Origin of the sequence: Rhizobium leguminosarum, from assembly GCF_019798305.1 — a bacterium.
GTDB classification, from domain to species: domain Bacteria; phylum Pseudomonadota; class Alphaproteobacteria; order Rhizobiales; family Rhizobiaceae; genus Rhizobium; species Rhizobium leguminosarum_U.
On sequence record NZ_JAAXDD010000008.1, the window covers coordinates 26,668 to 51,688 of the forward strand.

The 25,021-nt window shown below is 61.0% G+C and carries 24 protein-coding genes; 7 read left to right on the forward strand and 17 right to left on the reverse strand.

Translation table 11 applies throughout. From position 1 onward, the window contains the following. Window positions 1-49: 49 nt before the first annotated feature. Together HFO99_RS15410 and HFO99_RS15415 are read left to right on the forward strand one after the other, a co-directional pair. Window positions 50-370 (forward strand): YnfA family protein, encoded by a 321-nt coding sequence (locus HFO99_RS15410; RefSeq protein WP_064251408.1) that lies wholly within the window; start codon window positions 50-52, stop codon window positions 368-370. Between the two features lie 41 nt (window positions 371-411). Further along, window positions 412-1,176 (forward strand): SOS response-associated peptidase, encoded by a 765-nt coding sequence (locus HFO99_RS15415; protein ID WP_222362114.1) that lies wholly within the window; start codon window positions 412-414, stop codon window positions 1,174-1,176. 225 nt (window positions 1,177-1,401) lie between these two features. On the opposite strand, the gene HFO99_RS15420 is transcribed toward HFO99_RS15415, so the two are convergent. The 5 genes from HFO99_RS15420 to HFO99_RS15440 all read right to left on the reverse strand — a co-directional run bounded on the left by HFO99_RS15420 (window position 1,402) and on the right by HFO99_RS15440 (window position 7,745). Further along, window positions 1,402-1,548, reverse strand: a complete 147-nt coding sequence (locus tag HFO99_RS15420; protein ID WP_165419150.1) for a hypothetical protein — start codon at window positions 1,546-1,548, stop codon at window positions 1,402-1,404. A 332-nt stretch (window positions 1,549-1,880) separates the two neighbouring features. Further along, on the reverse strand, window positions 1,881-2,726 hold the full coding sequence (pssA, locus tag HFO99_RS15425) for a CDP-diacylglycerol--serine O-phosphatidyltransferase (protein WP_222362121.1): 846 nt from the start codon (window positions 2,724-2,726) through the stop codon (window positions 1,881-1,883). Window positions 2,727-2,799: 73 nt separating this feature from the next. Further along, entirely contained in the window at window positions 2,800-3,606 is an 807-nt protein-coding gene (locus HFO99_RS15430; protein ID WP_315857785.1) for a phosphatidylserine decarboxylase, read from the reverse strand. 24 nt (window positions 3,607-3,630) lie between these two features. Continuing rightward, window positions 3,631-5,508, reverse strand: a complete 1,878-nt coding sequence (locus HFO99_RS15435; protein ID WP_222308025.1) for an ABCB family ABC transporter ATP-binding protein/permease — start codon at window positions 5,506-5,508, stop codon at window positions 3,631-3,633. Window positions 5,509-5,720: 212 nt separating this feature from the next. Continuing rightward, a complete protein-coding gene (locus HFO99_RS15440; protein ID WP_222362123.1) occupies window positions 5,721-7,745 on the reverse strand; it encodes a LysM peptidoglycan-binding domain-containing protein in 2,025 nt (674 codons plus the stop codon). A gap of 155 nt (window positions 7,746-7,900) precedes the next feature. Between HFO99_RS15440 and HFO99_RS15445 the strand changes: the two genes are divergently transcribed. Next, on the forward strand, window positions 7,901-8,524 hold the full coding sequence (locus tag HFO99_RS15445) for a TIGR00730 family Rossman fold protein (RefSeq protein ID WP_097580278.1): 624 nt from the start codon (window positions 7,901-7,903) through the stop codon (window positions 8,522-8,524). Window positions 8,525-8,572: 48 nt separating this feature from the next. Here HFO99_RS15445 and HFO99_RS15450 read toward each other — a convergent pair whose 3' ends face one another. Further along, window positions 8,573-9,508: a LysR family transcriptional regulator gene (locus HFO99_RS15450; protein ID WP_222362125.1), complete on the reverse strand. Its 936-nt coding sequence runs from the start codon at window positions 9,506-9,508 to the stop codon at window positions 8,573-8,575. 89 nt (window positions 9,509-9,597) lie between these two features. Here HFO99_RS15450 and HFO99_RS15455 point away from each other — a divergent pair, with 89 nt between their 5' ends. The 3 genes from HFO99_RS15455 to HFO99_RS15465 all read left to right on the forward strand — a co-directional run bounded on the left by HFO99_RS15455 (window position 9,598) and on the right by HFO99_RS15465 (window position 12,520). Beyond that, window positions 9,598-10,491 (forward strand): MBL fold metallo-hydrolase, encoded by an 894-nt coding sequence (locus HFO99_RS15455; protein WP_222362127.1) that lies wholly within the window; start codon window positions 9,598-9,600, stop codon window positions 10,489-10,491. Continuing rightward, window positions 10,484-11,491, forward strand: coding sequence for an alpha/beta hydrolase (locus HFO99_RS15460; protein WP_017963690.1), 1,008 nt, complete (start codon window positions 10,484-10,486; stop codon window positions 11,489-11,491). The genes HFO99_RS15455 and HFO99_RS15460 overlap by 8 nt, the downstream gene beginning before the upstream one ends. 96 nt (window positions 11,492-11,587) lie before the next feature. Further along, complete coding sequence (locus HFO99_RS15465; RefSeq protein ID WP_222362129.1) at window positions 11,588-12,520, forward strand: hypothetical protein; 933 nt, start codon at window positions 11,588-11,590, stop codon at window positions 12,518-12,520. 83 nt (window positions 12,521-12,603) lie between these two features. On the opposite strand, the gene rarD is transcribed toward HFO99_RS15465, so the two are convergent. The 7 genes from rarD to cysS all read right to left on the reverse strand — a co-directional run bounded on the left by rarD (window position 12,604) and on the right by cysS (window position 19,285). Continuing rightward, window positions 12,604-13,518 (reverse strand): EamA family transporter RarD, encoded by a 915-nt coding sequence (gene rarD / locus HFO99_RS15470; RefSeq protein ID WP_222362132.1) that lies wholly within the window; start codon window positions 13,516-13,518, stop codon window positions 12,604-12,606. 207 nt (window positions 13,519-13,725) lie between these two features. Beyond that, window positions 13,726-15,339, reverse strand: coding sequence for a citramalate synthase (gene cimA / locus HFO99_RS15475; RefSeq protein WP_222362134.1), 1,614 nt, complete (start codon window positions 15,337-15,339; stop codon window positions 13,726-13,728). Between the two features lie 164 nt (window positions 15,340-15,503). Beyond that, a complete protein-coding gene (pip, locus tag HFO99_RS15480; protein WP_222362136.1) occupies window positions 15,504-16,466 on the reverse strand; it encodes a prolyl aminopeptidase in 963 nt (320 codons plus the stop codon). Further along, window positions 16,463-16,939 (reverse strand): GFA family protein, encoded by a 477-nt coding sequence (locus HFO99_RS15485; protein ID WP_222362138.1) that lies wholly within the window; start codon window positions 16,937-16,939, stop codon window positions 16,463-16,465. The genes pip and HFO99_RS15485 overlap by 4 nt, the downstream gene beginning before the upstream one ends. Next, entirely contained in the window at window positions 16,936-17,424 is a 489-nt protein-coding gene (locus HFO99_RS15490; RefSeq protein WP_222362357.1) for a GFA family protein, read from the reverse strand. Before HFO99_RS15490 ends, HFO99_RS15485 begins: the two co-directional genes overlap by 4 nt. Next, complete coding sequence (locus HFO99_RS15495; protein WP_222362139.1) at window positions 17,421-17,897, reverse strand: GFA family protein; 477 nt, start codon at window positions 17,895-17,897, stop codon at window positions 17,421-17,423. The genes HFO99_RS15490 and HFO99_RS15495 overlap by 4 nt, the downstream gene beginning before the upstream one ends. Beyond that, entirely contained in the window at window positions 17,894-19,285 is a 1,392-nt protein-coding gene (cysS, locus tag HFO99_RS15500) for a cysteine--tRNA ligase (RefSeq protein ID WP_222362140.1), read from the reverse strand. Before cysS ends, HFO99_RS15495 begins: the two co-directional genes overlap by 4 nt. A 355-nt stretch (window positions 19,286-19,640) precedes the next feature. On the opposite strand from cysS, the gene HFO99_RS15505 reads away from it, so the two are divergent. Then, window positions 19,641-20,390 (forward strand): glycoside hydrolase family 25 protein, encoded by a 750-nt coding sequence (locus tag HFO99_RS15505; protein ID WP_222362141.1) that lies wholly within the window; start codon window positions 19,641-19,643, stop codon window positions 20,388-20,390. A 10-nt stretch (window positions 20,391-20,400) separates the two neighbouring features. Here the strand turns inward: HFO99_RS15505 and HFO99_RS15510 are convergent, their stop codons facing one another. The 4 genes from HFO99_RS15510 to radA all read right to left on the reverse strand — a co-directional run bounded on the left by HFO99_RS15510 (window position 20,401) and on the right by radA (window position 24,974). After that, on the reverse strand, window positions 20,401-21,141 hold the full coding sequence (locus HFO99_RS15510; protein WP_222253581.1) for an SDR family NAD(P)-dependent oxidoreductase: 741 nt from the start codon (window positions 21,139-21,141) through the stop codon (window positions 20,401-20,403). Window positions 21,142-21,219: 78 nt separating this feature from the next. Beyond that, entirely contained in the window at window positions 21,220-22,710 is a 1,491-nt protein-coding gene (purF, locus tag HFO99_RS15515; RefSeq protein WP_222362142.1) for an amidophosphoribosyltransferase, read from the reverse strand. 147 nt (window positions 22,711-22,857) lie between these two features. Further along, the gene (locus HFO99_RS15520) at window positions 22,858-23,484 is read right to left on the reverse strand and encodes a CvpA family protein (protein ID WP_011651236.1); all 627 of its coding nucleotides are present in this window, start codon (window positions 23,482-23,484) and stop codon (window positions 22,858-22,860) included. Between the two features lie 89 nt (window positions 23,485-23,573). Continuing rightward, window positions 23,574-24,974, reverse strand: a complete 1,401-nt coding sequence (radA, locus tag HFO99_RS15525) for a DNA repair protein RadA (protein WP_026238923.1) — start codon at window positions 24,972-24,974, stop codon at window positions 23,574-23,576. Window positions 24,975-25,021: the final 47 nt, after the last annotated feature.

A 25,021-nucleotide genomic window follows, 5' to 3' on the forward strand; every position in this document is an offset into this window, starting at 1 on the left:
GCCCATCTTATCGGATGAAGAGTGCGACGGAGATTCGAAAGGTGCTTCCATGACCTACATCATCTTTGCGTTTGCTGCTCTCTTCGAGATCGCCGGCTGCTTTGCCTTCTGGGCATGGCTGAAGCTCGAAAAGCCCGTCTGGTGGCTGGCGCCGGGCATGGTCTCTCTGGCGCTTTTCGCCTGGGCTCTGACGCTGGTGCCGAGCGAGGCTGCCGGTCGTACCTTCGCGGCTTATGGCGGCATTTATATCCTCGCCTCGCTGCTCTGGCTGTGGCTGGTCGAGAGCCGCGTGCCTGATCGTTACGATATCGGCGGCGCGCTGATCTGCCTTGCCGGCGCCAGCCTCATCCTCTTCGCACCGAGAGGCTGAGGCGCCTTGACCGGACACGAGCCGGGTGTAAAGACAGCCCGATGTGTGGACGTTTCGCCCTGACAATCTCCAGCGCCGACCTGAGCGACTTCTTCTCCGGTGTCGATCTCGACGATTTTCCGGCGCGTTACAATATCGCGCCGACGCAACCGATCCTCGTCGTCATATCCGGCGAGGGCAGGGAGCAGGGCAGCAACCTGGCCGACCGGCGCGCCGTGCTCGTGCGCTGGGGCCTGACGCCGGGCTGGGTCAAGGATCCGAGAGATTTCCCGCTGCTGATCAACGCGCGCTCCGAAACCGCGATCGGCAAGGCTTCCTTCCGCGCCGCCATGCGTCATCGCCGCGTGCTGATTCCGGCCTCCGGTTTCTATGAATGGCATCGCCCGTCTAAGGAAAGCGGCGAGCTGCCGCAGGCCTACTGGATCAGGCCGCGCCAGGGTGGGGTCATCGCCTTTGCCGGGCTGATGGAGACATGGTCTTCGGCCGACGGCTCCGAGGTCGATACCGGCGCGATCCTGACGACATCAGCCAATTCAGCCATATCGGCGATCCACGATCGCATGCCCGTCGTCATCAAGCCCGAAGATTTCTCGCGCTGGCTCGATTGCAAAACTCAGGAACCGCGCGCAGTGGTCGACCTGATGCAGCCCGTTCAGGACAATTTCTTCGAGGCCGTCCCGGTCTCCGACAGGGTCAACAAGGTTGCCAATATGGGTCCCGACCTGCAGGAGCCGGTCGTCGTCGAAAAGCCGCTGAAGGCGCCCGAGAAGAAAAAGCCTGACAACGGCCAGCTCAGCTTCTTCTGAACACTATCCGCCGCACCAGCAGGCCCGTCGGCGACCTATCGGCGCCGACGTCTGACATAAGCGGCGGCGATGCGTCGCTTCGTCCATCCCGTTTTTCAGGTTGTGCTTATGTCGCCAGAGCGTTGTCAGGAGATTTCCGGCGATCACCTCGTCATTCACTTCGTCAGCGGTGCCTAACGCATGTAACCCGAAAGCACGCATGATTCCAATGTGAAGCCTTCCGCCTCACGCGGATTTCTTGACGCTGGTCGGCCTATGCTTCGCCATCAGCGATGCTGCGGCAACAGCCTTCAGGCCGACGGGGCGATAGTTTGCGGCGAGGTCTGGCTTGGCCGCCTGCTGTTCGCCGGTACTGCTCTTCTTCGAAGTCACGATACTCTCCTTACGTGGTTCTTCCCTGGGTATTTTATAGTTTTATGTTTCGTCACGAATAGCGACAAAATGGGGGCGTAGCTTATCAGGATTTGTAAACGCGCACCATAATTCGCGAGGCTTAACTGAAGCCTACGTTGGTTAAAACTTACTGAAGAGAGTAGTTCCAATAAAAGTGCGAAAGCGGTTTTCTGGGGAAAAGCGCGGAACAGTTTTCACCCGGATAAGCGCGCGGTTTCTCCGGGGAAAACGCATGCTTTTCCCGGGGATCCGTCAGAACGAAGGGAGAGAAGCATTTCCGTCATTTGGAGAAATCCGGAAATGCTCGGAGATCAGATGTGCCGGCCGATATCGTCGTCGCCGACGCCGGGGTCCTCGATCGTCAGCGTCCCATATTTCCGCTGCCATTTCCGCGCGCCGAAGGGAAGCGATAGGAGGTAGGCGGCAACGGTGAAGACCATAACCTGCCAGGTGTAGCTCATCAGCAGAGCCACATAGAGCACGACGCCGAGCATCATCGGCAGCACGAGATCGCGCCGCAAGCGGTTGCCTTCCGATTTGCCCGACCAGACCGGCAGCCGGCTGATCAGCAGGAAGGCGATAAGCACGGTATAGATCGACGAGAGATAGGCGAAGGTGCGGTCCGTCGCCAGCCCGAGGAATCCGAGATAGACCGGCAGCAGCACCAGCATAGCGCCAGCCGGCGCCGGCACGCCGACAAAATATTCCGATTGCCAGCTCGCCTTGTTTTCGCGTTCGGCCATGACGTTGAAACGGGCAAGGCGAAGCCCGGCGGCGATCGCATAGATCAGGGCGGCGATCCAGCCGAGCGAGCGCGCCTGGTCGAGCGCGAAGACATAAACGACGAGGGCGGGTGCGACGCCAAAATTGACGATGTCGGCAAGCGAATCCATCTGCGCGCCGAATTTGGAAGTCGCCTTCATCAGCCGCGCCACGCGCCCGTCGATACCGTCGAGGAAGGCGGCGAGCAGCACCATGGCGACGGCGAGCTCGTAACGATTCTCGAAAGCCAGCCGGATGCCGGTCAGCCCGGCGCAGATCGCTAGAATGGTAATGAGGTTCGGAAAGACGAGCCGGAGCGGGATTTCGCGCAGACGCGGGCCGCGGGCGGAATCATCCGGCCCATTGGGCTCGAAAGGCGGAAAAGGCGTTTCCATATCGCGTTCCAATCGTTCCTAAAGCAATTCCAGCAAAACTGCGCAGCGGTCGCTTCCGTGAAGCTGAACCGCTCTAGCTGCGGCGGCTGATGACGGGACCCTTGGCGGAGGCGAATTCGGCGATGACGGTTTCTCCCGCAACCGCCGTCTGGCCGAGCGAGACGCGTGGCGCAGCACCGGCGGGCAGGAATACGTCGAGCCGCGAGCCGAAACGGATCAACCCGAAGCGCTCGCCGGCATCCACCGGCTCGTTGGGGTTTGCCCAGCAGAGGATGCGCCGCGCCACGAGGCCGGCGATCTGCACGACGCCGATCTGCCCGTGGCGGGTTTCGATCACCAGTCCATTGCGCTCATTGTCCTCGCTCGCCTTGTCGAGCTCGGCGTTGACGAAACTGCCGGAGCGGTAGTTGATGCTGACGATTCGCCCGCGCATCGGCGCTCGGTTCACATGGCAATTGAAGACGTTCATGAAAACGGAGATGCGCAGCATCGGCTCGGAGCCGAGGTTGAGCTCGGCCGGCGGGGTCACCATCTGGATCGCCGAGACCTTGCCATCGGCGGGGGAGATCACCAGGTCGTCGTCCTGCGGGGTCACGCGCTCGGGATCGCGGAAGAAATAGGCGCACCAGAGCGTGAAGATCATGCCGATCCAGAAGAGCGGCTTGAAGATCCAGCCCAAGACCAGCGATGCGACGAAGAAGGCGGCAACGAAGGGATAACCCTCCTTGTGCACGGGGACGATCGTGTTGCGAACCGTGTTGAACAGGCTCATGGCTGCCGGTCTCCTTGCGTTTTCATTTTTGCTGGTTAGCGAAAAACCGTCTTCGGGGCAATGCTGCCGCCTCGGCCCTGGTTCCCACGCCAGGGTTCTGAACAACAAAAGCCGGCCGCCGTCGGTTTCCCCTCAGCTTGCCGGGGCAAGGCGAGTTATGACCCCCAGGTCGTCGCTTTCGCGCACCTGCTTCAGATGTTCTTCGGCCTGTGTCGCCTCGCGCTGGCGGTTCCACATCGAGGCATAAAGGCCGTTTCGTTCGAGGAGGGCGGCATGTGTTCCGCGCTCGGCAATCTCGCCGCTTTTGAGCACGATGATTTCATCGGCGCTGATGACAGTCGAAAGCCGGTGGGCAATAACAAGCGTCGTGCGGTTCTTCGAAACCAGGTCGAGTGCCTCCTGGATTTCCTGTTCCGTCGTCGTGTCGAGCGCAGACGTCGCCTCGTCGAGGATCAGGATCGGCGGTGCTTTAAGAATGGTGCGGGCGATCGCCACCCGCTGCTTCTCGCCGCCCGAAAGCTTCAGCCCGCGCTCGCCGACCTTGGTTTCGAACCCCTCGGGCAGCATTTCGATGAAATGCGCGATCTGCGCCACCTCAGCCGCCGCAAAGACCTCGCCCTCGTTGGCCGATGTGCGGCCGTAGCGGATGTTGTAGGCGACGGTATCGTTGAAGAGCACGGTATCCTGCGGCACCATCCCGATGACCGAGCGCAGGCTCTTCTGCGTCACCGTGCGGATATCCTGACCGTCGACGGTGATCGCGCCGCTCTGGATATCGTAGAAACGATAGAGCAGGCGCGACAGCGTCGATTTCCCCGCACCCGACGGACCGACGACGGCGACCGTCTTGCCTGCCGGCACCTCAAAGGAAATGCCCTTCAGGATCGGGCGGGCCGGATCGTAGGCGAAGTGCACGTCCTTGAAGGAGATCGCGCCCTGGCCGATCCGAAGTTCTGTCGCATCGGGCGCATCGTTGACCTCGGCTTTCACTTCAAGCAGGTCGAACATCTGCTCGATATCGGTCAGCCCCTGGCGGATTTCGCGATAGACGAAGCCGATGAAATTCAGCGGTGCGGAAAGCTGCAGCAGCATCGAATTGACGAAGACGAAATCGCCCACCGTCTGCTCGCCGCGCTGCACGGCCAGCGCCGACAGCACCAGCATGATCGTCGTGCCGATGCCGAAGATGACGCCCTGGCCGAAGTTCAGCCAGCCGAGCGAAGTCCAGACGTCGGTCGCCGCCTTCTCGTAGCGTTCCATCGATTTGTCGAAGCGCTTTGCCTCCATCTCCTCATTGCCGAAATATTTGACGGTCTCGAAATTGAGGAGGGAGTCGATCGCCTTGGTGTTGGCGTCCGTATCACTGTCGTTCATCGAGCGGCGGATGGCGATGCGCCAGTCGGAGGCGCGGATCGTGAACCAGATATAGGCCCAGACGGTAAAGGCGGTAACGGCGAGATAGGAGAAGCCGTAGCCCCACCAGAAGATCACTGCCGTCAGCAGGAATTCGATGACGGTCGGGACCGAATTGAGGATCGTGAAGCGCACGATCGTCTCGATGCCCTTGGTGCCGCGCTCGATGATGCGCGAAAGTCCGCCGGTCTTGCGCTCCAGATGGAAGCGCAGCGACAGCTCGTGCATGTGCACGAAAGTCCTGTAGGCAAGCTGGCGCACCGCATGTTGTCCGACGCTGGCAAACAGCGCGTCGCGCAACTGGTTGAGGCCAAGCTGGATCAGTCGGGTGATGTTATAGGCGATCACCAGCGCGATGGCGCCGGCCAGCAGCGGCGGCACGGAGCCTGCAAGATCCATTCTGCCGTTCAGCGCATCGGTCGACCATTTGAAGAAATAGGGAACGAGCAGCAATACGAACTTGGAGATCAGCAGAAAGACCGAGGCCCAGACGACGCGCATCTTGAGGTCGGGCCGGCCGGCGGGCCACATATAGGGCCAGAGGTTGAGAAGCGTCTGCAGCAGGTTGGATTCCGAGACTGTCTTGCCGTTTGCCATGCTTGTCTCCAGCCCGGATGGGCTTGCCGCGATTGCGGCGCTTCGATGCCGGCAAAAGCACGGAACCGGGACGTGCCTGAAAGCGCTTCCCACAACGCGCAGCCGCCACCGCCAGATAGGGTGCCAGGCGGACGAATACAACAAATGCAGGGGTAAGGAAACGACGAGGCCGGGCGCCTATCCCACCCGGCCTCGTCGTGTTGTCTTGCAGCTTAGAGATGATGGCCGGACATGCGCTTTCGGTGCAGCTCTTCGGCATTCGGCAACACATCCTTCGGTAGGCCGAAGATCTGACCGGGGCGGATGCGATCGGGATTGATGATCTTGTCCTCGTTGGCGATGTAGATCGTCGTGTAACGAACACCGAGGCCATAGGTGCGGCGCGAGATCTGCCACAGCGTGTCGCCGCGGCGAATGATGACCGCCGCATTGTTTGCCGTCAGCGGCGCCTGTTCGATCGTCTTCGGCTGGTTGCTTCCGACATCGTTTGCAGATGGCGTTGCCGGCGCGGGTGCAGCGGTGAGTTCGGCGATGATCCCGCCCAGCTTGTCGAGTGCGGCGCCGACGGACTTCGCATCCCCAGGCAGGCTCTGCAGCAGCTTCAGCGCGTTGCCGGCGATCCGAGAGGCGGAGCCTGACGTCTGCTTGAAGACATCAGGCGCATCGGCCGCAGGCCGGAAATCGGCGACGGAGCGAAGAGCGAATTCCGTTCCCGAGCGCGCCGCGGCGAGCTGCTCGGCACCTGGCAGCTTGCCATCGGCAAAGAGCCCCTTGAGCAGGCCGAAAGCCTTGCCGACTTCGGCTTTGAGTTTGCCGAGTTCGCCTTCGTCGAGCGGCACCATCGAGGAAGCGCCGTTGGTGTCGGCGGGGACCGATTGCGCGGCGACCCTCACCTGGTCGCCGGCTGGGCGATTGAAATTCACCGCCGCGCGCACGATCACCTTGCCTGTGGGATCAACGACATCGACGCGGATCTTGTGGTCGCCGACCGAGAGCGCCACCACGCCGTCGATGACAAAGTGGCCGTCGGAGCCGGCGGTATCCTGGCCGACGAGGCTGTCGTCGGCATAACCGATAACCTTGGCGTTGGGGCGCGTCGTGCCGGCAATAAAGATCTTGTTGCCCTCGATTTCGACGGCATTGACCATCACATCGGGCACATTCGTCTTATCCGATGGCGTAGCTGCGCCGCCGGAGGAGGTGTCGGTGAGGTTCGGCGTCTGCAGCGCCAGCTCGCCGGTTGGTGCAGCTGTTGCGGCAGGCGCAGCCGGGCTTTCGCCCGTTGCCGGCTTGTCCGCAGGCGGCGCCATCGGATTGGAGGCATCGGCAACTTCGGTTCCGGCCTTCGGCGCGGTGATGATGCGGCTCGCCGTCCCGGGTTTGGAGACCATGGCGAGCAGATTGGCGCCATTGCCGTCCTTCGGCACGGAAATGGTCGCGACTTCGTCGGAAAGCGTGCTCTTGCCGTCCTTGTCCGTGAACTTGAGCACGAGCTGGTGGTCGCCGGCCGGAAGCGGATCGTCGAGAACGGCAGCAAAATCGCCGCTCGCATCGACATTGGCCGTCGTCACCACCTTCTCGCCGTCGAGCACCTCGAGCTTGCCGTTCGGTTCGGCGGAGCCTGCAATCACCGTCGATCCGTCGGGCTCGACGCGCAAAACGTCGAAGGCCGGAAGTTTCGGCCCGGTATTCTCCGCTGCCGTGTTCGCTGCAGGGGCGGTCTCCGGCGCACCGGTCAAAGCAGCCTCTGCCTTGGCGATCGCGGCAAGCGCATCGGCAATGTTCTCAGGCAGCGACTGGACGATGGCGAGCGCCTTCGCGCCGCCATCCTTGGCCTTGGCGGCAAGGGTCTGGGTCGCGGGATCGAGGCCCTCGGGGATTGTAAAATCGGCAAGCGCGGTCAGCGCGCTGACGGCCTTGGTCTTGGCGGCGGTGAAGACATCGATGGCAGGGCCTTTGCCGTCGGCAAACAGCGCCTTGAGCTCGCTGAGCGACACGCCGGCATCGGCCGATAGGCGGCCCACCTGGTCGGCGACCGCAGCCGCGTCGCCCACAGCGGAGCGCGATGTCTTCGCCGCTTCGTTAACCGTGTTCTTGAGCTCCGTGCTCGCTTGGTTGATGGCGTCGCCGACCTTGGCTGCATCGCCGCCGATGCGCGGCATGACGAAAAACACCATCAGTATGATTGCGATTGCGAGGACTGCAAGAGCCAGCAAGCCGGCACGGTTCTTCATCATTATGTCTCCCAGAGCGGCAATTTGCCGTAATACCCAAAATTGCTAGCGATTCCCGTTGCTTTCCACAAGCATTCAAAGCAATTAGGCAAGCTAGGCACGCTGCTTTTCAGTCAATTTTCTTGACTGCATTGAAATGGAATAGTTGTTTTGCCCTCATGACCGAACAATCTGTATCGATTCGATCCATCTGCGTTTACTGCGGCTCAAGGCCGGGACGCGATCCTTCCCACATGGCGGCCGGGCGTGCTCTCGGAAGAGAGATCGCCGAATACGGCCTGCGCCTCGTCTATGGCGGGGGTACCAAAGGCATCATGGGCGCGGTTGCCAGCGGCGTGCTCTCAGGCGGCGGTCAGGTCACGGGCATCATTCCTGAATTCCTGATCGATATGGAAGCGACTCGCCACTCGCTCGGTCAGCTCAACGAACTCATTGTAACCCCTGACATGCATGCGCGCAAACACACCATGTTCGAGCGCTCCGATGCCTTCGTCGCGCTGCCCGGCGGCATCGGTACGCTGGAGGAGATCGTCGAGATCATGACCTGGGCGCAGCTCGGCCGCCACGAGAAGCCGATGGTCTTTGCCAACGTCAACGGTTTCTGGGATCCGATGATGGAACTGATGCGCCATATGACCGAAGAAGGCTTCCTGCACACCGCCCACCGGGTTCAGCCGCTCGTCGTCGATGACGTCTCGGGCATCATTCCGGCGATCATGGCCCAGGCAGCCCAACTCGCCGCCGATCGCGACGGCGAGGACGAGGTAATTTCGAAGATGTAGGCGGGCAGGCGGCCGCCCTGGCGCGGTCAAGCTATTTTGCAAGCGAATTCAGCTATAAGCCGAAACAAGCTGCGTCACCTGAGATCGCATCCATCGATTGGCGGGATCATTGTCGCTTGCCGCCGACCAGACCATCGATATCGGGCTTACCGTTAAATCGAGGGGAACGTCGGCGACTGCCAAGCCAAACAGGTCGGCATATCGCTTCACAATCCTGGTCGGCAGCGTCGCGATCAAGGGCGCTTCCAGGGCAGCGGTCAGCACAGTCAGGAATTCCGGCGCTGCCACCGACACGTCGAGCCGCACGTTGATCCGCTTCAACGCATCATCAATGCAGCCTTCGATGGCATCCTTCTGTGAAACCAGTGCATGCTTCAGCCCGACATAGCTGTCGCGGTCCAATGCTTGAGGAAGATCGAGAAGCTTCGGATTGTAGCAGCACATCAGTGATTGTTCGAACAGCAGACTGCGCCGATGTCTGTTGTTGCCGTCATCGTAGCAGCCGACGCCGAGATCGATGACGTTGTCGTCCAGAAGCTTGTGGACCATCTCGGGATTGACCGCACGGGCGAGCACTCTAATGCCGGGCGCCGTCTCGTTCAACATAGCGGCGAGACGCGGAACGAGCAGCACCTCAAGCTCGCTGGAAAAGCCGATACGGAATATCTGCTCGGCCTTGCCGGGCTCAAAGGCATTAGGCGTTACGATCGCCTGCTGCGTACGGCTAAGTATCTGCTCCACCGCCTCGGCGAAACGCAGCGCGCGATGGGTCGGCTGCATGACCTGGCCGACACGCACGAACAGCTCATCCTGAAGCAGTGTGCGAAGAGTTCCGAGATTGTGGCTCATGGCAGGCTGCTGGATTTTCAGACGAACAGCAGCTTTCGTCACGCTCCGCTCCTTCATGAGCGCATCGAATGCGACGAGCAGGTTCAAGTCGAAGGACCACAAATTGAAATGATCGATGGAGACAATTTCATTCATCGATTTGATCGTTGCACGGAATCTCCCTATTGTCCATAGGCATCAGACAGCGCTGTCCCCGGTTCCAGTTCAACTCGAAAGGAAATTCCATGAGCGATCTTGGAAAGGAATATCGTATTGCCGGCGTGACGGTGAGGAAGGTGCAGGAGCAGTATCTGCACAACGTCCCGCCCTCGTTTCTCTATCCGGCTGCCGCTTCTGAGGAATTCAGGGCGATCGAGCCGCGGCTTTCCGCCGTCGATATGGAAGAGGGCCGCGATGCCCTTGTGGTGAGTATACACACTTGGCTCATAAGGACGCCCGACCACATCATCCTCATCGATACCGGCTCGGGCAACGACAAGGAAAGACCACGTAATCCCGGCTTCCACCATCAGACCATCCCGTTTCTCGAGAGGCTGCGCCAGGCGGGGGTCGGGCCGGAAGACGTCGACTTCGTCATAAATACCCATCTCCACGTCGATCATTCCGGCTGGAATACCGTGCTTGAGGACGGAAGATGGATCCCCACTTTCAAAAATGCGCGCTACATCTTCCCCCGCGCCGAGCAGGAATATTACTCGTCAACGGCAAGCCACAACGACGTCAACATTCCTAGTTCCGGCGTCTATGAAGACAGCGTGCGGCCCGTTATCGAGGCAGGGCTTGCTGATTTCATCGATAGCGCAGGCGGTCCTTTCCAGGATCGATTCACCTTCTTGCCGACACCTGGCCACAGCATCGGCCATATGTCCGTTATTCTGGAATCGGACAAGGAAGCGGCGTTTTTTGGCGGCGATGTTATGCACCATCCGATCCAGGTGGAGCGTCCCGACCTCAACACGGTGTTCTGCGAATTCCTAGATCAGGCTGCCCAGTCCAGACGGCGTGTCCTCGAGTTCGCAGCCGATAATCGTGCCATTTACTTCTCCACGCATTTCCCCGGCTCGTCTGCTGGTTATGTGACCCGCGACGGCGAAAAATTCAGGTGGTCCTATGTCTGAGAACAAGCTCGCATCTTCAGCTTTTGACGCAGGCGAGATCGTATTCGACGAGCATTACGTCGATAGCGGAACCGATGGCATCAAGCTCTATCTCCGCAATAAGCGAAGGAGAGATCACAAAGCCTTTCTCGCGGAGAAAACAATCGTAATGGTGCACGGGGCGACCTTCTCGTCCGGAAGTCTTTACGATGTTCCCTTCAACGGGATGTCTTTCATAGACTTCCTCGCCCATCAAGGCTTCGATGTCTTTGCGGTTGATGTCCGGGGCTATGGAAAGTCGACCCGCCCGCCGGAAATGCAGACGGAGCCCGATCTCAACCCGCCGCTTGTCGGCACCGACACTGGCGTCATGGACTTCGCAACGGCTGTCGATTTCGTCCTTCGACTTCGCGGTCTCAACGCCGTCAACGTCTTCGCAATGTCCTGGGGCGGCACCGTGGCCGGCGCATATGCTGCGAGCAACGGCGACAAGATCGTCAAGCTTGCACTGCTCGCGCCGCAATGGCTGAGCGACGTTCCCATCCCGATCGACCAGGGTGGTGTCCTCGGTTCATATCGGCTTGTCCCAGTCCATGCGGCCTTGGCGCGTTGGCTGAGCACCGCACCCGAATACGCGCGTGAGCGACTTGTGCCGGAGGGCTGGTTCGACCTCTGGGCCAAACTGACCCTTTCGGAAGAGACGTCGCAGGCTGACAGGGAGCAAGGCAAACTTCGGGCCACGAATGGGCCGATCCAGGACATCCGCACCTACTGGCGATCTGGAAATCCCTACTATCGGCCGAGCGAAATCCGCTCTCCGGTGCTGCTGTTGCACGGCGAATGGGACATCGACGTTCCGCTTGATCTGGCGCGGACCTATTTCGAGCAACTGACCGGCGCCTCCTACAGGCGATGGGTGGGAATCGGGGAGGCGACGCACCTCGCTCTCATGGAAACCAACCGCATGCAGGCCTATTCCGAGGTTGCCCGCTTTTTCGATGAATCCTTCCAACCGGAATAGAATTTGAACGAACGGGCTCCGGGATCGGATTTCGGAGCCCGTTTCCTCCGTTAAGTCCGCCGCAAGTCCGGCGCGGCCATCAAGCCACTCGTTCCCATGACAATTCTGATCACCGCCATTCTGGATGCCGGACGAAGTGCCGTCGACATAGCAATATTCACCTTTCTGCCGTTGATGATCGTGACCTTCTCGCTGATGCGCTATCTCGAAGGCATGAGGGCATTGCGATGGATCGCCGGCAAGGCCAATCCGCTCTTCGGATTGTTCGGTCTGGACGGTTTCGGAGCCTTGGCGATTATCCAGCTCAGCCTCGTCAGTTCGGCTGCACCGGTCTCGGCCCTGTCGCTCATGGCGCACAAGGGGACGTCGGAGAGATGTCGGGCCGCTGCCTTTGCCGCGGTGCTTGCGGCCGCGCCGGCAAATGCCAGTTTTCCGCTCGCAAGTCTCGGTGTCGATCCCGGCTTGATCATCGTGAACGGTATTTGCGGAGCGCTTGTGGCCTCCACTCTTGCCTGCTGGCTGGTTGGGCGCCGTTCCCAGTCTGGACAGATCTGTTCCTGTTACAAGGCGGATGAGTCCGTCGCCGCAAGGCTCGATCTGCTGACGGCGATCAACCGCGGTGGCGCAGACGCCGTTCGGGTCATTTCTGCAACCCTGCCGGTGCTGGTGATCTCACTTCTAATGGTCAGGCTTATCCAAAGCACAGGCGCACTTTCGGCCTTCACGTCCGTCGCGCTGCCATTGCTTCAGTTGCTCGGCGGCTCGCAGCAGGATGTCCTGTTCTTCCTCACAAAGTGCCTGGCAGGATCAAGTGCAGCGGTCACCCTGTTACTCGACGTCCACAAGGAGCTAAGTCTTCAGCCTGAGAAAATAATTCGCGGGTCCGCATTTCTGCTAAACCCTCTCGACCTTCCTGGTCTTTCCATCCTTATCGCTTCGGTGCCAGCGCTCCGGTCGGTGGCAGGCGTCGCCGTCGTAAGCGCATTGGCCGGAATCCTTGTCCGCACAGCGCTGCTGTCCTGCCTTTGAGCCGACGCGCTCCTGCTTTGATGGATCGATCGTTACGGAGCACCGACCACATGCTTCGGGCTGTGGCCAGCAAAAGCTCGCATCTAGTGCCCTCGGCTTCCCTTCAGCATCGACCAGCTATAGAGAAACAGCCCCGCCCAGATCAGCGGGAAGGCGATCATGCGCGCCGTGCCGAATGGCTCGTGGAAGACGAAGACCGCGATCAGGAAGATCATCGTCGGCGCGATATACTGCATGATGCCGATCGTCGAGAGTTTCAACAGCTTGGCGCCGTTCGCATAGATCATCAGCGGCACGGCGGTGATGACGCCGCAGCCGAGTAGCAGGGTCGTGTCGGCAAGACCGGTGCGGTAGAGGTGGCCCTGGCCGCTGCCGAATTCGAGATAGAGGATGTAGAGGAGGGCCGGCCCGCTGAGGATCAGCACTTCGAGGAAGAAGCCCTGGTTCGGCCCGAGCGGCAGCGTCTTGCGCAACAGGGCGTAGAACCCCCAGCTGATTGCCAGGGTCAGCGCCACCCACGGGATGCCGCCGCTGTCCAGCGCGAGAATGGCGACGGCAAGCGCCGCAAGCGCGATCGCCGCGATCTGCAGCGGCTGCAGCTTTTCCTTGAGGAACATAGCGCCGAGGAAGATGCTGAACAGCGGATTAATGAAATAACCGAGGGCTGCGTCGAGCGAATGGCCGGCGCCGATCGCCCAGACATAGGTGCCCCAGTTGATGGTGATCAGCGCCGCCGTCAGCGCCGCCATGGCCAGCATGCGCGGCGAGCTGAGCGCTGCGCGGATGTCCTGCGTGCGCCCGAGTACGATCAGCACGATGCCCGCCAGCGGCAGCGACCAGACGATGCGATGGGCGATCACCTCGGCCGGCGAGATATGCGCCACCGCCTTCATGTAGATCGGCAGGAAGCCCCAGAGCAGATAAGCCGTCAGCGCGAAGGCGAACCCGCGCGGACTGTCTTCGTTCTTGGCCAACGGAACGGATGCATCGGTCGACATCGGTGTTTCCATCTTTGTTCTTCTTCTGATCCGGCCTAGCTTAAGCGCCGTGAATAGGCCAATTCATTTCGTTGAATGAAGGGTGAGAGGATTTGAAGCGGGAGACGACGCGATGATCCGGCGCCCTGCGGTGGCAGGCGGAGTCCGAAGGAAGCGAATGGTATTCTGGCGAGGGGTGGAGCCCCTCCGCCGAGCCGCGGAATGGGTTTATTCCGCCGCGATCTTGCCCGCCAGGTGCCGGTTCTTCATCAGCTTGTAGATGACCGAATCCATCAACGCTTGGAACGAAGCGTCGATGATGTTCTCCGAGACGCCGACCGTCCACCAGCGCACCCCATCGCTGTCGGTGGATTCGATCAGCACGCGGGTGATTGCCTCCGTGCCGCCATTGAGGATACGCACCTTGAAGTCGGCGAGCACCAGGTCGTCGATCTCGTGCTGGTACTTGCCGAAATCCTTGCGCAGCGCGAGGTCGAGTGCGTTGACCGGACCTTCGGCATCGGCAACCGACATCAGCGTCTGGCCGTCGATGGTGATTTTGACCACCGCCTCCGAAACGATCTTCACACGGCCGAGACTGTCGAAGCGGCGTTCGATCATCACGCGGAAGCCTTCGATGGTGAAGAATTCCGGGATCGTGCCGAGCGTGCGGCGCGCCAGCAGCTCGAAGCTTGCATCCGCGCCCTCATAGGCATAGCCGATAGATTCACGTTCCTTGACGATCGAGATCAGCAGGTCGAGCTTCGAATCGTCCTTGGCAACCTCGATGCCGCGCCGTTTCAATGCATTGATAAAGTTCGCCTTACCGCCCTGGTCGGAGACCATGACCTTGCGGAAGTTGCCGACGGTTTCCGGCGGCACGTGTTCATAGGTCCGCGGATCCTTGAGCAGGGCGGATGCATGAATGCCGGCCTTGGTAGCGAAGGCCGAAGCGCCGACATAGGGCATCTGGTGGTCGGGCGAGCGGTTGAGCAGCTCGTCGAAGGCATGCGAGAGCTGGGTGAGGTTCAGCAGCCGCTCCTCGTCGATCGCCGTTTCGAAACGTGTGTTGTAGGCGCTCTTCAGCGCCAGCGTCGGGATCAGCGTCACCAGATTGGCATTGCCGCAGCGTTCGCCGATGCCGTTCAGCGTGCCCTGGATCTGCCGGACGCCGGCTTCGACCGCGGCAAGCGAATTGGCAACTGCCTGTCCCGTGTCGTTATGCGCATGGATACCAAGACAGTGGCCGGGAACGCCGGCGGCGATCACCGCCTCGACGATCGCCCGCACCTCCGGCGGCTGCGTGCCGCCATTGGTGTCGCAGAGCACGACCCAGCGGGCGCCGCTGTCATAGGCCGTCTTGGCGCAGGCGAGCGCATAGGCCGGATTGGCCTTGAAGCCGTCGAAGAAATGCTCGCAATCGACGATCGCCTCCTTGGCCGCGCCAACCGCTGCCTTGACGCTTTCGGCGATGCATTCGAGGTTTTCCTCATTGGTGCAGCCAAGCGCTACCGCGACATGATAATCCCAGCTCTTGGCGACGAAACAGATGGCGTCGGATTTCGCCTGCAGCAGCCCGGCAATGCCGGGATCGTTGGAGACCGAAACGCCCGCCCGCTTCGTCATGCCGAAGGCGACGAAACTGGCCTGGCTGGTGCGCTTCTCGTTGAAGAAGGCGGTATCCGTCGGATTGGCGCCGGGATATCCGCCCTCGACGTAGTCAAGGCCGAACTCGTCCAGCATGGCGGCGATCGCAATCTTGTCCTCGACGGAAAAATCGATGCCGGGCGTCTGCTGCCCGTCCCGGAGCGTCGTGTCGAAGAGGTAGATGCGTTCTTTCATGTCGTTTCCTCCCGCCAAGCGGGTGTTGTTGGAATGCGGATGCTGCCCATCAATCCGGTTGCCGCCGCATTCTCACCATTCTAACGGGAGAATGCCGCACCATTTGGCAAGGCACGTCCCCTCTCCCCGCGAGCGGGGAGAGGGTTAGGGGTCGCCCCGAACAATCAGTCACGCTTCCCGGCAAACTTGTCTGTCGCCCGGATCAGCCGATCGAGAATGCCCGGTTCCGAATAGGCATGGCCGGCGCCCTCGATCAGGTGAAATTCCGCCTTCGGCCAGGCCTTGTGGAGCAGCCAGGCGTATTTTGCCGGGCAGGGCATGTCGTAGCGACCGTGCACGATCATGCCCGGAATATCCTTCAGCCTGCCGGCATCGCGGATCAGCTGTCCCTCGTCCATCCAGCCGGCATTGACGAAGAAATGGTTTTCGATGCGCGCGAAGGCATAGGCGAATTCCGGCTCCTCGAACTTGCCGCTCGTCGAAGGTTCGGGCAGCAGCGTGATCGTTTCGCCTTCCCAGATGCTCCAGGCCTGCGCGGCTTGAAGGCGTACGCTTCTGTTCTCATGCGTCAGGCGGCGATTATAGGCATGCATCATCTCATGCCGCTCTTCCGGCGGAATGGGAGCGATGAAGCGCTCCCACTTGTCCGGGAACATTTCCGAGACGCCGAACTGATAGTACCAGTCGAGCTCGGCCTTGGTCAGCGTATAGATGCCGCGCAGAATGAGTTCGGACACGCGCTCAGGATGCGCCTCGGCATAGGCGAGCGCCAGCGTCGAGCCCCACGAGCCGCCGAATACCTGCCAGCTCTCGACACCGGCAATTTCGCGCAGCCGCTCGATATCGGCGACGAGGTGCCAGGTCGTGTTGGCATTGAGCTCGGCATGCGGCGTCGACCTGCCGCAACCGCGCTGATCGAACAGCATCACGTCGTAGAGGGTGGGATCGAAAAGCCGGCGATGGGCGGGCGAGAAGCCGCCGCCCGGGCCGCCATGCAGGAAGACGGCGGGTTTAGCGCCTGGGGTCCCCGAGCGCTCCCAATAGATCACATGCCCATCACCGACGTCGAGATGGCCCGAGGCATAGGGTTCGGTTTCGGGATAGAGCGTGCGCAGTCTCTCGGTCATATCTTCACGCCTTTCGCGGGCCAAGCATAGGTATCGTGATCGGGGTGCTGGAAGGAAATGATCGCCTCCTGCCGTGCGTAGAAATCCTGATCCTTCAGGACCGGCGCCTCGAAGATTTCCTCGACCCAAGGCAGGCGGGCGTCGTAGTTGACCTGGATCAGCGGTGCGAGGTCGCTGCGGTCGTCGAAGGTGCCGATCGCAAGCTCCAGCCCGCCCGGATGACGATAGGTCATCGGCGTGCCGCAATTGTTGCAGAAGCCGCGATCGATATTGACCGAGGACTGGAAATAGCTCGGCTCGCCGCGCGTCCATTCCATCCCTTCCTCCGGCGCGGTCACAAGCGCCGAGAAGAAACCGCCAAACTGCTTCTGGCACATGCGGCAATGGCAGATCGAGGGTCGCCCCAGTCTGCCTGAGATGCGGAAGCGCACGGCACCGCACTGGCATCCGCCTGTCTTGATCGTGTCCGTCATGAGCTTTCTCCGAGGGGCCAGCTTTTCGTGTCGTGGTCCGGGTGCTGATGGTTGCTTGCCGCGATCGCGTTCTCGCGGTCGGGCGTTTCAGGCTGTGGTTCCAGCGGCAGGCCGTCGAGCGCGTGAAACCAGGACATCTTGCGGCCGGTGTTCGATTGCATCACCGGCTTGACCGCATCGGGATCATCGAGCGAGCCGAGCGTGATGTTGATGAATTCCGCTTCCGGAATGTCATAAAACAGCGGCGTGCCGCAATCGCCGCAGAAGCCGCGCCGCACCAGACCCGAGGACTGAAACCATTTCGGCGCGCCGCGCGTCAGGGTAAAATCATTGCGCATCACGGCGGCAAGCGGCATGAAATAATTGCCGGCCGCCTTCTGGCACATGCGGCAATGGCAAAGATGGGGATAGCCGAGTTCGCTTTTGGCGCGGTAGCGCACCGCCCCGCACTGGCACCCGCCGCTTCTGTCCACTTCCGCCGTCATCTGAGCTCCTTTGGTGGCCATGCCGGCGTCTCATGATCCGGATGCTGGTGGGAGACAAGCTCGAGCAGGAAGGGGGCAGCCTGCGCGTCCTCCTCCGTCCGGTGCCCCGGCAATTCGTGCAGATGATCGACGAAACCGATCTTGCCTTCGATCCCGAATTGGACCATCGGCGGAAATGCCGAAGGATCGTCGAAGGCGCCGGCAGCAATCGCCATTCCATCCGGCGCCTCATAGGTGAGCGGCGTGCCGCAATCGCCGCAAAAGCCGCGCTCGACAAAGTTGGAAGAGCGGAATTTTTTCCGCTCTCCACGTGTCCATTCGAAATCGGCGCCACGCACCGAGACAAGCGGCGCATAATAGGCCCCGAACGCCTTCTGGCACATGCGGCAATGACAGATCGACGAATCCTTGATCTCGCCGCTGACGCGGAAACGGATCGCTCCACATTGGCAGCCGCCGGTATAGGTCGTCATCTCTTGACCTCCCACGTCGTCACGCGCTCGCCGGTCACCGGATCCTTGCCATCCTTCAACTGGATGCCCTTCTCCGTCAGTTCGTCGCGGATCTTGTCAGCCTCAGTGAAGTTCTTCGCCTTCAGCATTTCGAGACGCATCGCGACCAGCGCATCGACCGCCGATGCGACGGCTTCGTCGATCTCCATCTTTTTCGGCAACAGGCCCAGAAGGTCGGCCGTTGCGGCAAAAGTGGCGCCCACGGCGGGATCCGTGTGGGCAGCTTGCGCCAACGCATGCAATGCTTGCACCGCCGCGACCGTGTTGAGGTCGTCCGAAAGCGCGTTCAACACGCTTTCATCGGGCGCCGCATCGCCTGCATCTGTTGCCGGCCATTTGGCGAGCAGACGTTCGGCTTCCTCCAGTCGCTTGATCGAGAAATCGATCGGCTCGCGGTAATGCGTCATCAGCATGGCAAGGCGCAGCACCTGACCCGGCCATTTACGGCCGCCGAAGATTTCCGTCTGAAGCAACTCGTTGATGGTGATGAAATTGCCTTCGGATTTCGACATCTTGCGGCCTTCGACCTGCAGGAAGCCGTTATGCATCCAGACATTTGCCATCCCCTCGGTCCCGTGCGCGCAGCGCGACTGGGCGATCTCGTTTTCATGATGCGGGAAGATCAGGTCCAGCCCGCCGCCGTGAATGTCGAAGATATCGCCGAGATAACGCTTGCTCATCGCCGAGCATTCGATGTGCCAACCGGGCCGGCCGCGGCCCCATGGGCTCTCCCAGCCGGGTTCGTTGTGGCTCGACAGCTTCCAGAGCACGAAATCACCCGGGTTTTTCTTGTGCGCGTCGACAGCGATGCGGGCGCCGGCCTGCTGCTCGTCGAGCGGACGCTTCGAAAGCTGACCGTAATCCGCCATGGATTTGGTGTCGAACAGCACTTCGCCCGATGCGACATAGGCATGGCCGTTGCCGATCAGCTTCTCGATGATCTCGGTCATCTCAACGATATTGTCGGTGGCGCGCGGCTCGAAGCTCGGCTCCAGGCAGCCGAGTTCGGCGAGATCGGCGTGATATTGCGTCTCTGTCTTTTCGGTGACCGCGCGGATCGCTTCATTGAGCGGCAGGCCCGGATGGTCCCGAAGCGCCCGCGCATTGATCTTGTCGTCGACGTCGGTGATGTTGCGGGCATAAGTGACGTGGTCTTCGCCATAGACATGGCGCAGCAGCCGGAACAGCATATCGAAGACGATGGCTGGCCGGGCATTGCCGATATGAGCGAAGTCATACACGGTCGGGCCGCAGACATACATGCGGACATTCTTGGGATCGATCGGCGAAAAGACCGATTTTTCCCGTGTCAGCGTGTTGTACAGCTTCAGTTCCGGCGTCGCGTCCATTTCACTCTCCAAAATGCACGATCAGAAAAATATCGCGACCGGCGGACCGGGGCGTTTCGCATCTTGACTATTTGGGAGACGAAAACGGCCGGGCCAGCGCTCGCGCTAGCGAATAATCTTCCGGCAGATAATGCAGATAACCGTTTTCATGGCGGGTTTTATGGCCCGGTTCGCGCTTCCGGTCAAGGGGGGCGAAGAGCGATCCAGCGGCAACGGGATCCATCTATCCGGTGAATCGATTGCAGCGACCAATGTCTTTGAAACCAATTAGCGAGCTCTTGAAATTCGTCCGCCATTTTCGGAGCACAAATCTCGCATAGCCAGTTGAGAAGCTGTTGATAATAGGGGGGGAGGGATGCGGAAACTTGCGCGATCGACGATCGCAGCGACTGCGGTCCTGGTGGTCGCATTCGCGGCATATTTCGCATACGATTTCGGAATGCTTCGCTTCAACAATCCCTCTCTCAGCAACTATCCAATCCAAGGCATCGATGTCAGCCATCACCAGGGCGATATCGATTGGAAAGTTGTTGCCGCGCAGCCGAATGTCCGTTTCGCCTTCATGAAGGCGACCGAAGGCGGAGACCATCGGGATTCCAAGTTCGCCGACAACTGGCAGCGCGCTGGAGATGCTGGAGTGGTCAGGGGCGCCTATCATTTCTTCACCTTCTGCCGCCCGGGCAAGGATCAGGCGCAGAATGTCCTGGCGACCGTGCCGAAGGAGCAGGGAACTCTGCCGATCGCCGTCGATCTGGAGTTTGTCGGCAATTGCAACAAGATCCCGACACTCGAGGAAATGGTTGCCGAGGTGAACGCCTTTTTCACCGAGCTGAACGGCACTTTTCCGGAAAAGCCTATTTTCTACGTCACCCAGGAGTTCTTCGATCAATATCTGAAAGGCAATGAATCACGCTTCCCCGACCACTATCTGTGGCTGCGCAGCGTGTTTAGGGAGCCGAGGCAGGAAGAGTGCGGTCGTTGGTCGATCTGGCAATTTGCCGATAACGGCACCTTGGACGGCATCCAGGGACCGGTTGACCTCAATGCGCTATGCCCGTCGCAAACGGGCTTGGCGCATCTGTTCCCCGCCGTTGCAGCGAATTGAAACGTCCGGCCTATTCGGGCAGCCGGTAATCGACCAGCTTGTTCTCTCGGACGATGAACAGCTTGCCCGTCTCCGTTACACCAGGCCCCAGCAACGGCAGGATCGCCTTTGCTACCTCGGACGGATGCGGCAGCGTCTGCGGATCTTCGCCGGGCACAGCCTGCGCCCGCATCGCCGTACGTGTCGCCCCCGGATCGACGCTGGTGACCCGCAGCGGTGTGCTTTGGCTTTCGCCGGCCCATGTGCGTGCCAGCGCTTCAACCGCAGCCTTGGAAGCGGAATAGGCGCCCCAGAAGGGCCGGCACTTGTGGGCAGCACCCGACGAGATGATCACCGCACGGCCGGCATCCGAGCGGGCAAGCAGCGGGTCAATCGAGCGGATCAGCCGCCATGTCGCGGTGACATTGATAGTCATCACCTTCTCGAACACTTTCGCTTCGATATGGCCGATCGGCGAAATGACGCCGAGCACACCGGCATTGGCGACGAGGATGTCGAGCTTGCCCCAGCGCTCGAAGATCGAGCCGCCGAGCGCATCGATAGCATTCATGTCGGCAAGGTCGAAGGGCACGAGCGTCGCCGTGCCGCCGACAGCCTTGATCGCATCGTCCAGATCCTCGAGCCCGCCGACTGTGCGTGCGCAGGCAATCACATGGGCGCCGGCTTTGGCAAGTTCCAGCGCCGTGAAGTAGCCGATGCCGCGCGACGCACCGGTGACGAGTGCGATCTTGTCCTCAAGATTGATATTCATGATGCCGTGTTCCCTCACGAAGGGAGAGGGGTGCGATGAACCCCTCGGGATGGACAATGGAAAAGCCGGCGCTCCGTGTCAGCCGTTGCTGGCAAGCATCGAAATCTTGTTGCCCATGGACTCGCCGTTCTTGTCGAGCAGGCGGGTCGGATAGTCGCCGGTAAAATAGTGGTCGGTGAACTGCGGTCGGGCCGGGTTGCGGTCTTCACCGCCAACGGCCCGATAGAGGCCGTCGATCGACAGGAAGGCGAGCGAATCCGCGCCGATATATTTGGCCATGGCTTTGACATCGGCATATTGGTTTGCCAGCAGCTTGTCTGCGTCAGGCGTGTCGATGCCATAGAAATCCGGGAAGAAGATCATCGGGCTTGCGACGCGGACATGGACTTCGCGCGCCCCGGCTTCACGGATCATCTGGACGATCTTGAGAGACGTCGTGCCACGCACGATGGAATCATCGACCAGCACCACGCGTTTGCCTTCGATCATCGCCCGGTTGGCCGAATGCTTCAGCTTCACACCGAAGGCACGAATCTGCTGCGTAGGCTCGATGAAGGTGCGCCCGACATAATGATTGCGGATGATGCCGTATTCGAAGGGAATGCCGCTCTGCTGGGCATAGCCGAGTGCCGCCGGCGTGCCACCATCCGGCACCGGCACGATCACCTCGCCATCGACGGGCGATTCCTTGGCAAGGTTCATGCCCATGCTCTTGCGCGTCGTATAGACGTTGCGGCCGCCGACGACCGAGTCCGGGCGGGCGAAATAGACATATTCGAACAGGCAGAGGCGCTCCGGCTGCGGCTTGCTGGGCTTGCGCGCATCGATGCTGATCGAGCCATCGGGCTGGATTTCACAGATGATGACCTCGCCGTTCTCAACGTCGCGGATGAACTTGGCGCCGATGATGTCGAGCGCGCAGGTCTCCGAGCAGAAGATCGGCTTGCCGTCGAATTCTCCCATGACGAGTGGGCGGATGCCGGTCGGGTCGCGCGCGGCAATCAGCTTGGTGCGCGTCATGGCGAGCATCGAATAGCCGCCTTCCATCTGGCGAATGGCATCGATGAAGCGGTCGGATGTGGAAGCGTGGCGGGAACGGGCGATGAGGTGGAGGACGACTTCGGTATCGGAGGTCGACTGACAGATGGCGCCGGTCGCGATGATCTGGCGGCGCAGCGTCAGGCCATTGGTGAAATTGCCGTTATGGGCAATGGCGATGCCGCCTTCTTCCAGTTCGGCAAAGAGCGGCTGCACGTTGCGCATGGCCACTTCGCCGGTTGTCGAGTAGCGGGTATGACCGATCGTAATGCTGCCGGGCAGGCGGGCAAGCGTCATCGGATTGGTATAGTGGTCACCGACGAGGCCCATATGGCGCTCTTGATAAAAGCGCTTGCCGTCGAAGGAGACGATGCCGGCCGCTTCCTGTCCGCGATGTTGAAGCGCATGCAGGCCGAGAGCCGTGAGCGCGGCGGCATCGGGATGTCCCAAAATTCCGAAAACCCCGCATTCTTCATGCAGTGTATCTCCGTCGAGCGGATCGTCGGTCGGGAAGGAATGGGACTGGTTCATTTCTGCGGGCCTCTGCTCTCACAAGAATGGATCGGCATTTCCAGAAATAGCTGAGCCCGGCAGAGCTGGAATGCTCGGCCGGACCCTCATTCACATCCCGCTCAAATGGCAATTGCCGGAAGGCGGGTCAAGCTCTTGAACACTGTGTCAATTCGCCGGCTGCTGTGCGCCGTCTGCAGGCGCGGTCGGTGCGTCTTCCGCCGGAGCCTGGTCGCCCGTCGGCGGAGTAGTACCTCCAGCGCCCTGTGCCGGCGGCTGCAGTTTATCACGGATGCTTTCCGGTATCATCTGGGCAAATTGCTCCGGCAGAACCGATTTGAGCTTCACGACCATCGAATCCAGGAAGGGCTTCGACTTCGCTTCGTTGACCCAGGCCGGACGGTGGTCGACATCGACGAGCCAATTCCAGAAGGCGACGGCGACGACCAGGAGCAGCACGCCGCGCGCCGCCCCGAACAGGAAGCCGAGCGTACGGTCGAGAGCGCCGACACGGCTGTCGATGATGAAATCGGCGATCTTCATCGTGATGAAGGAGATGACGATGAGCGCGATCAGGAAGACGACCGCTGCCGAACCGACGATCGCGATGCGGTCGTCATCGGTGTATTTTTTCGCATAGGGCAGCAGGTAAGGATAGAGGTAATAGGCAGCGGCGGCCGAACCACCCCAGCTCGCGATCGAAAGGATCTCGCGCGAAAACCCGCGGACCATCGCCAGCACGGCGGAGAAGAGCACGACGCCGATGACAATACCGTCGAAAATCGTAATGGGCATGTAAATTCAACTCCAGGACTGCCGCTTGGCGGCCGTGTCGTGCCTTATCGTGTGCTCCTATATCATCACCGTTCACGGCAATGAAAGGATCAAACCTCGTCTTCCACACGCAACGCCCCCTTCGATCCGGCGATGCGCGCGACCAGATCCGGCAGACTTCCGACTTCGCTCCAGCGCCCGCCGGAGCCCTTCGGCAGTTCGGCGGAGGCGGATGGAAGCAGTGCTGCAGAAAAGCCCAGCTTCTCGGCTTCCTTGAGGCGCTGGGCGGTGTGCGCAACCGGCCGGATGGCGCCCGACAGGCTGACTTCGCCGAAATAGACGCAATCGGCGGGAAGGGCAATACCGGCAAGCGAGGAAACGAGCGCCGAGGCGACGGCAAGATCGGCCGCCGGTTCGGAGATGCGGTAGCCGCCGGCGACGTTGAGATAGACGTCGTGCTGGCCGAGCCTGACGCCGCAATGGGCCTCAAGCACTGCGAGGATCATCGACAGCCTGGCCGAATCCCAACCGACCACGGCGCGCCGTGGCGTGCCGAGTGAGGTCGGCGCCACCAGCGCCTGCACCTCGACGAGAATGGGACGCGTGCCCTCCATGCCCGCGAAGACGGCAGCACCCGGCGATTTTTCGTTGCGTTCGCCGAGGAAGAGTTCCGAGGGGTTGGCGACTTCGCGCAAGCCTTTGTCTGACATTTCGAAGACACCGATCTCGTCGGTCGGGCCGAAGCGGTTCTTGACCGTGCGCAGGATGCGGTAGTGATGGCCGCGATCGCCTTCGAAATAGAGTACGGCATCGACCATGTGCTCGACGACGCGTGGCCCGGCGATCTGCCCGTCCTTGGTCACGTGGCCGACGAGCACCATGGCGGCACCTGTCTGCTTGGCGAAACGGATCATTGCCTGGACGCCGGTGCGCACCTGCGTCACCGTTCCCGGCGCGGATTCGGCAAGTTCGCTCCACAGCGTCTGGATGGAATCGATGATGACGAGGTCCGGCCGCTTGCCCTCGGCGAGCGTCGCCAGAATATCCTCGACATTGGTTTCTGCTGCCAGCATCACGTCGGTGTCGGCCGCCGCAAGGCGTTGCGCCCGCAGCCGGACCTGCGCCACGGCTTCTTCGCCGGAGACGTAGATGATCTTGTGGCCGCGCCGCGCAAGGGCGGCTGCTGCCTGCATCAACAGCGTCGATTTGCCGATGCCGGGATCGCCGCCGATCAGCACCGCTGAACCGCGCACGAATCCGCCGCCGAGCGCCCGGTCGAGCTCCGACATGGCCGTATGGATGCGCGGTGCCTCTTCGATTTCGCCGGAGAGCGCCGTCAGCGCGACCGGGCGGCCCTTCTTCGGCGTCTTGCCGGGACCGGAGCCGATCCCGCCCATCGGGTCTTCCTCGACGATGGTGTTCCACTCGCCGCAGTTCTCGCATTTGCCGGCCCAGCGGTTATGAACCGTGCCGCAACTCTGGCAGATGAATTGTGTCCTGGCCTTCGCCATCAATTACTCTTTCAGTCCGGGTTCCCGAGCGAAGCGACGCGCCGCTT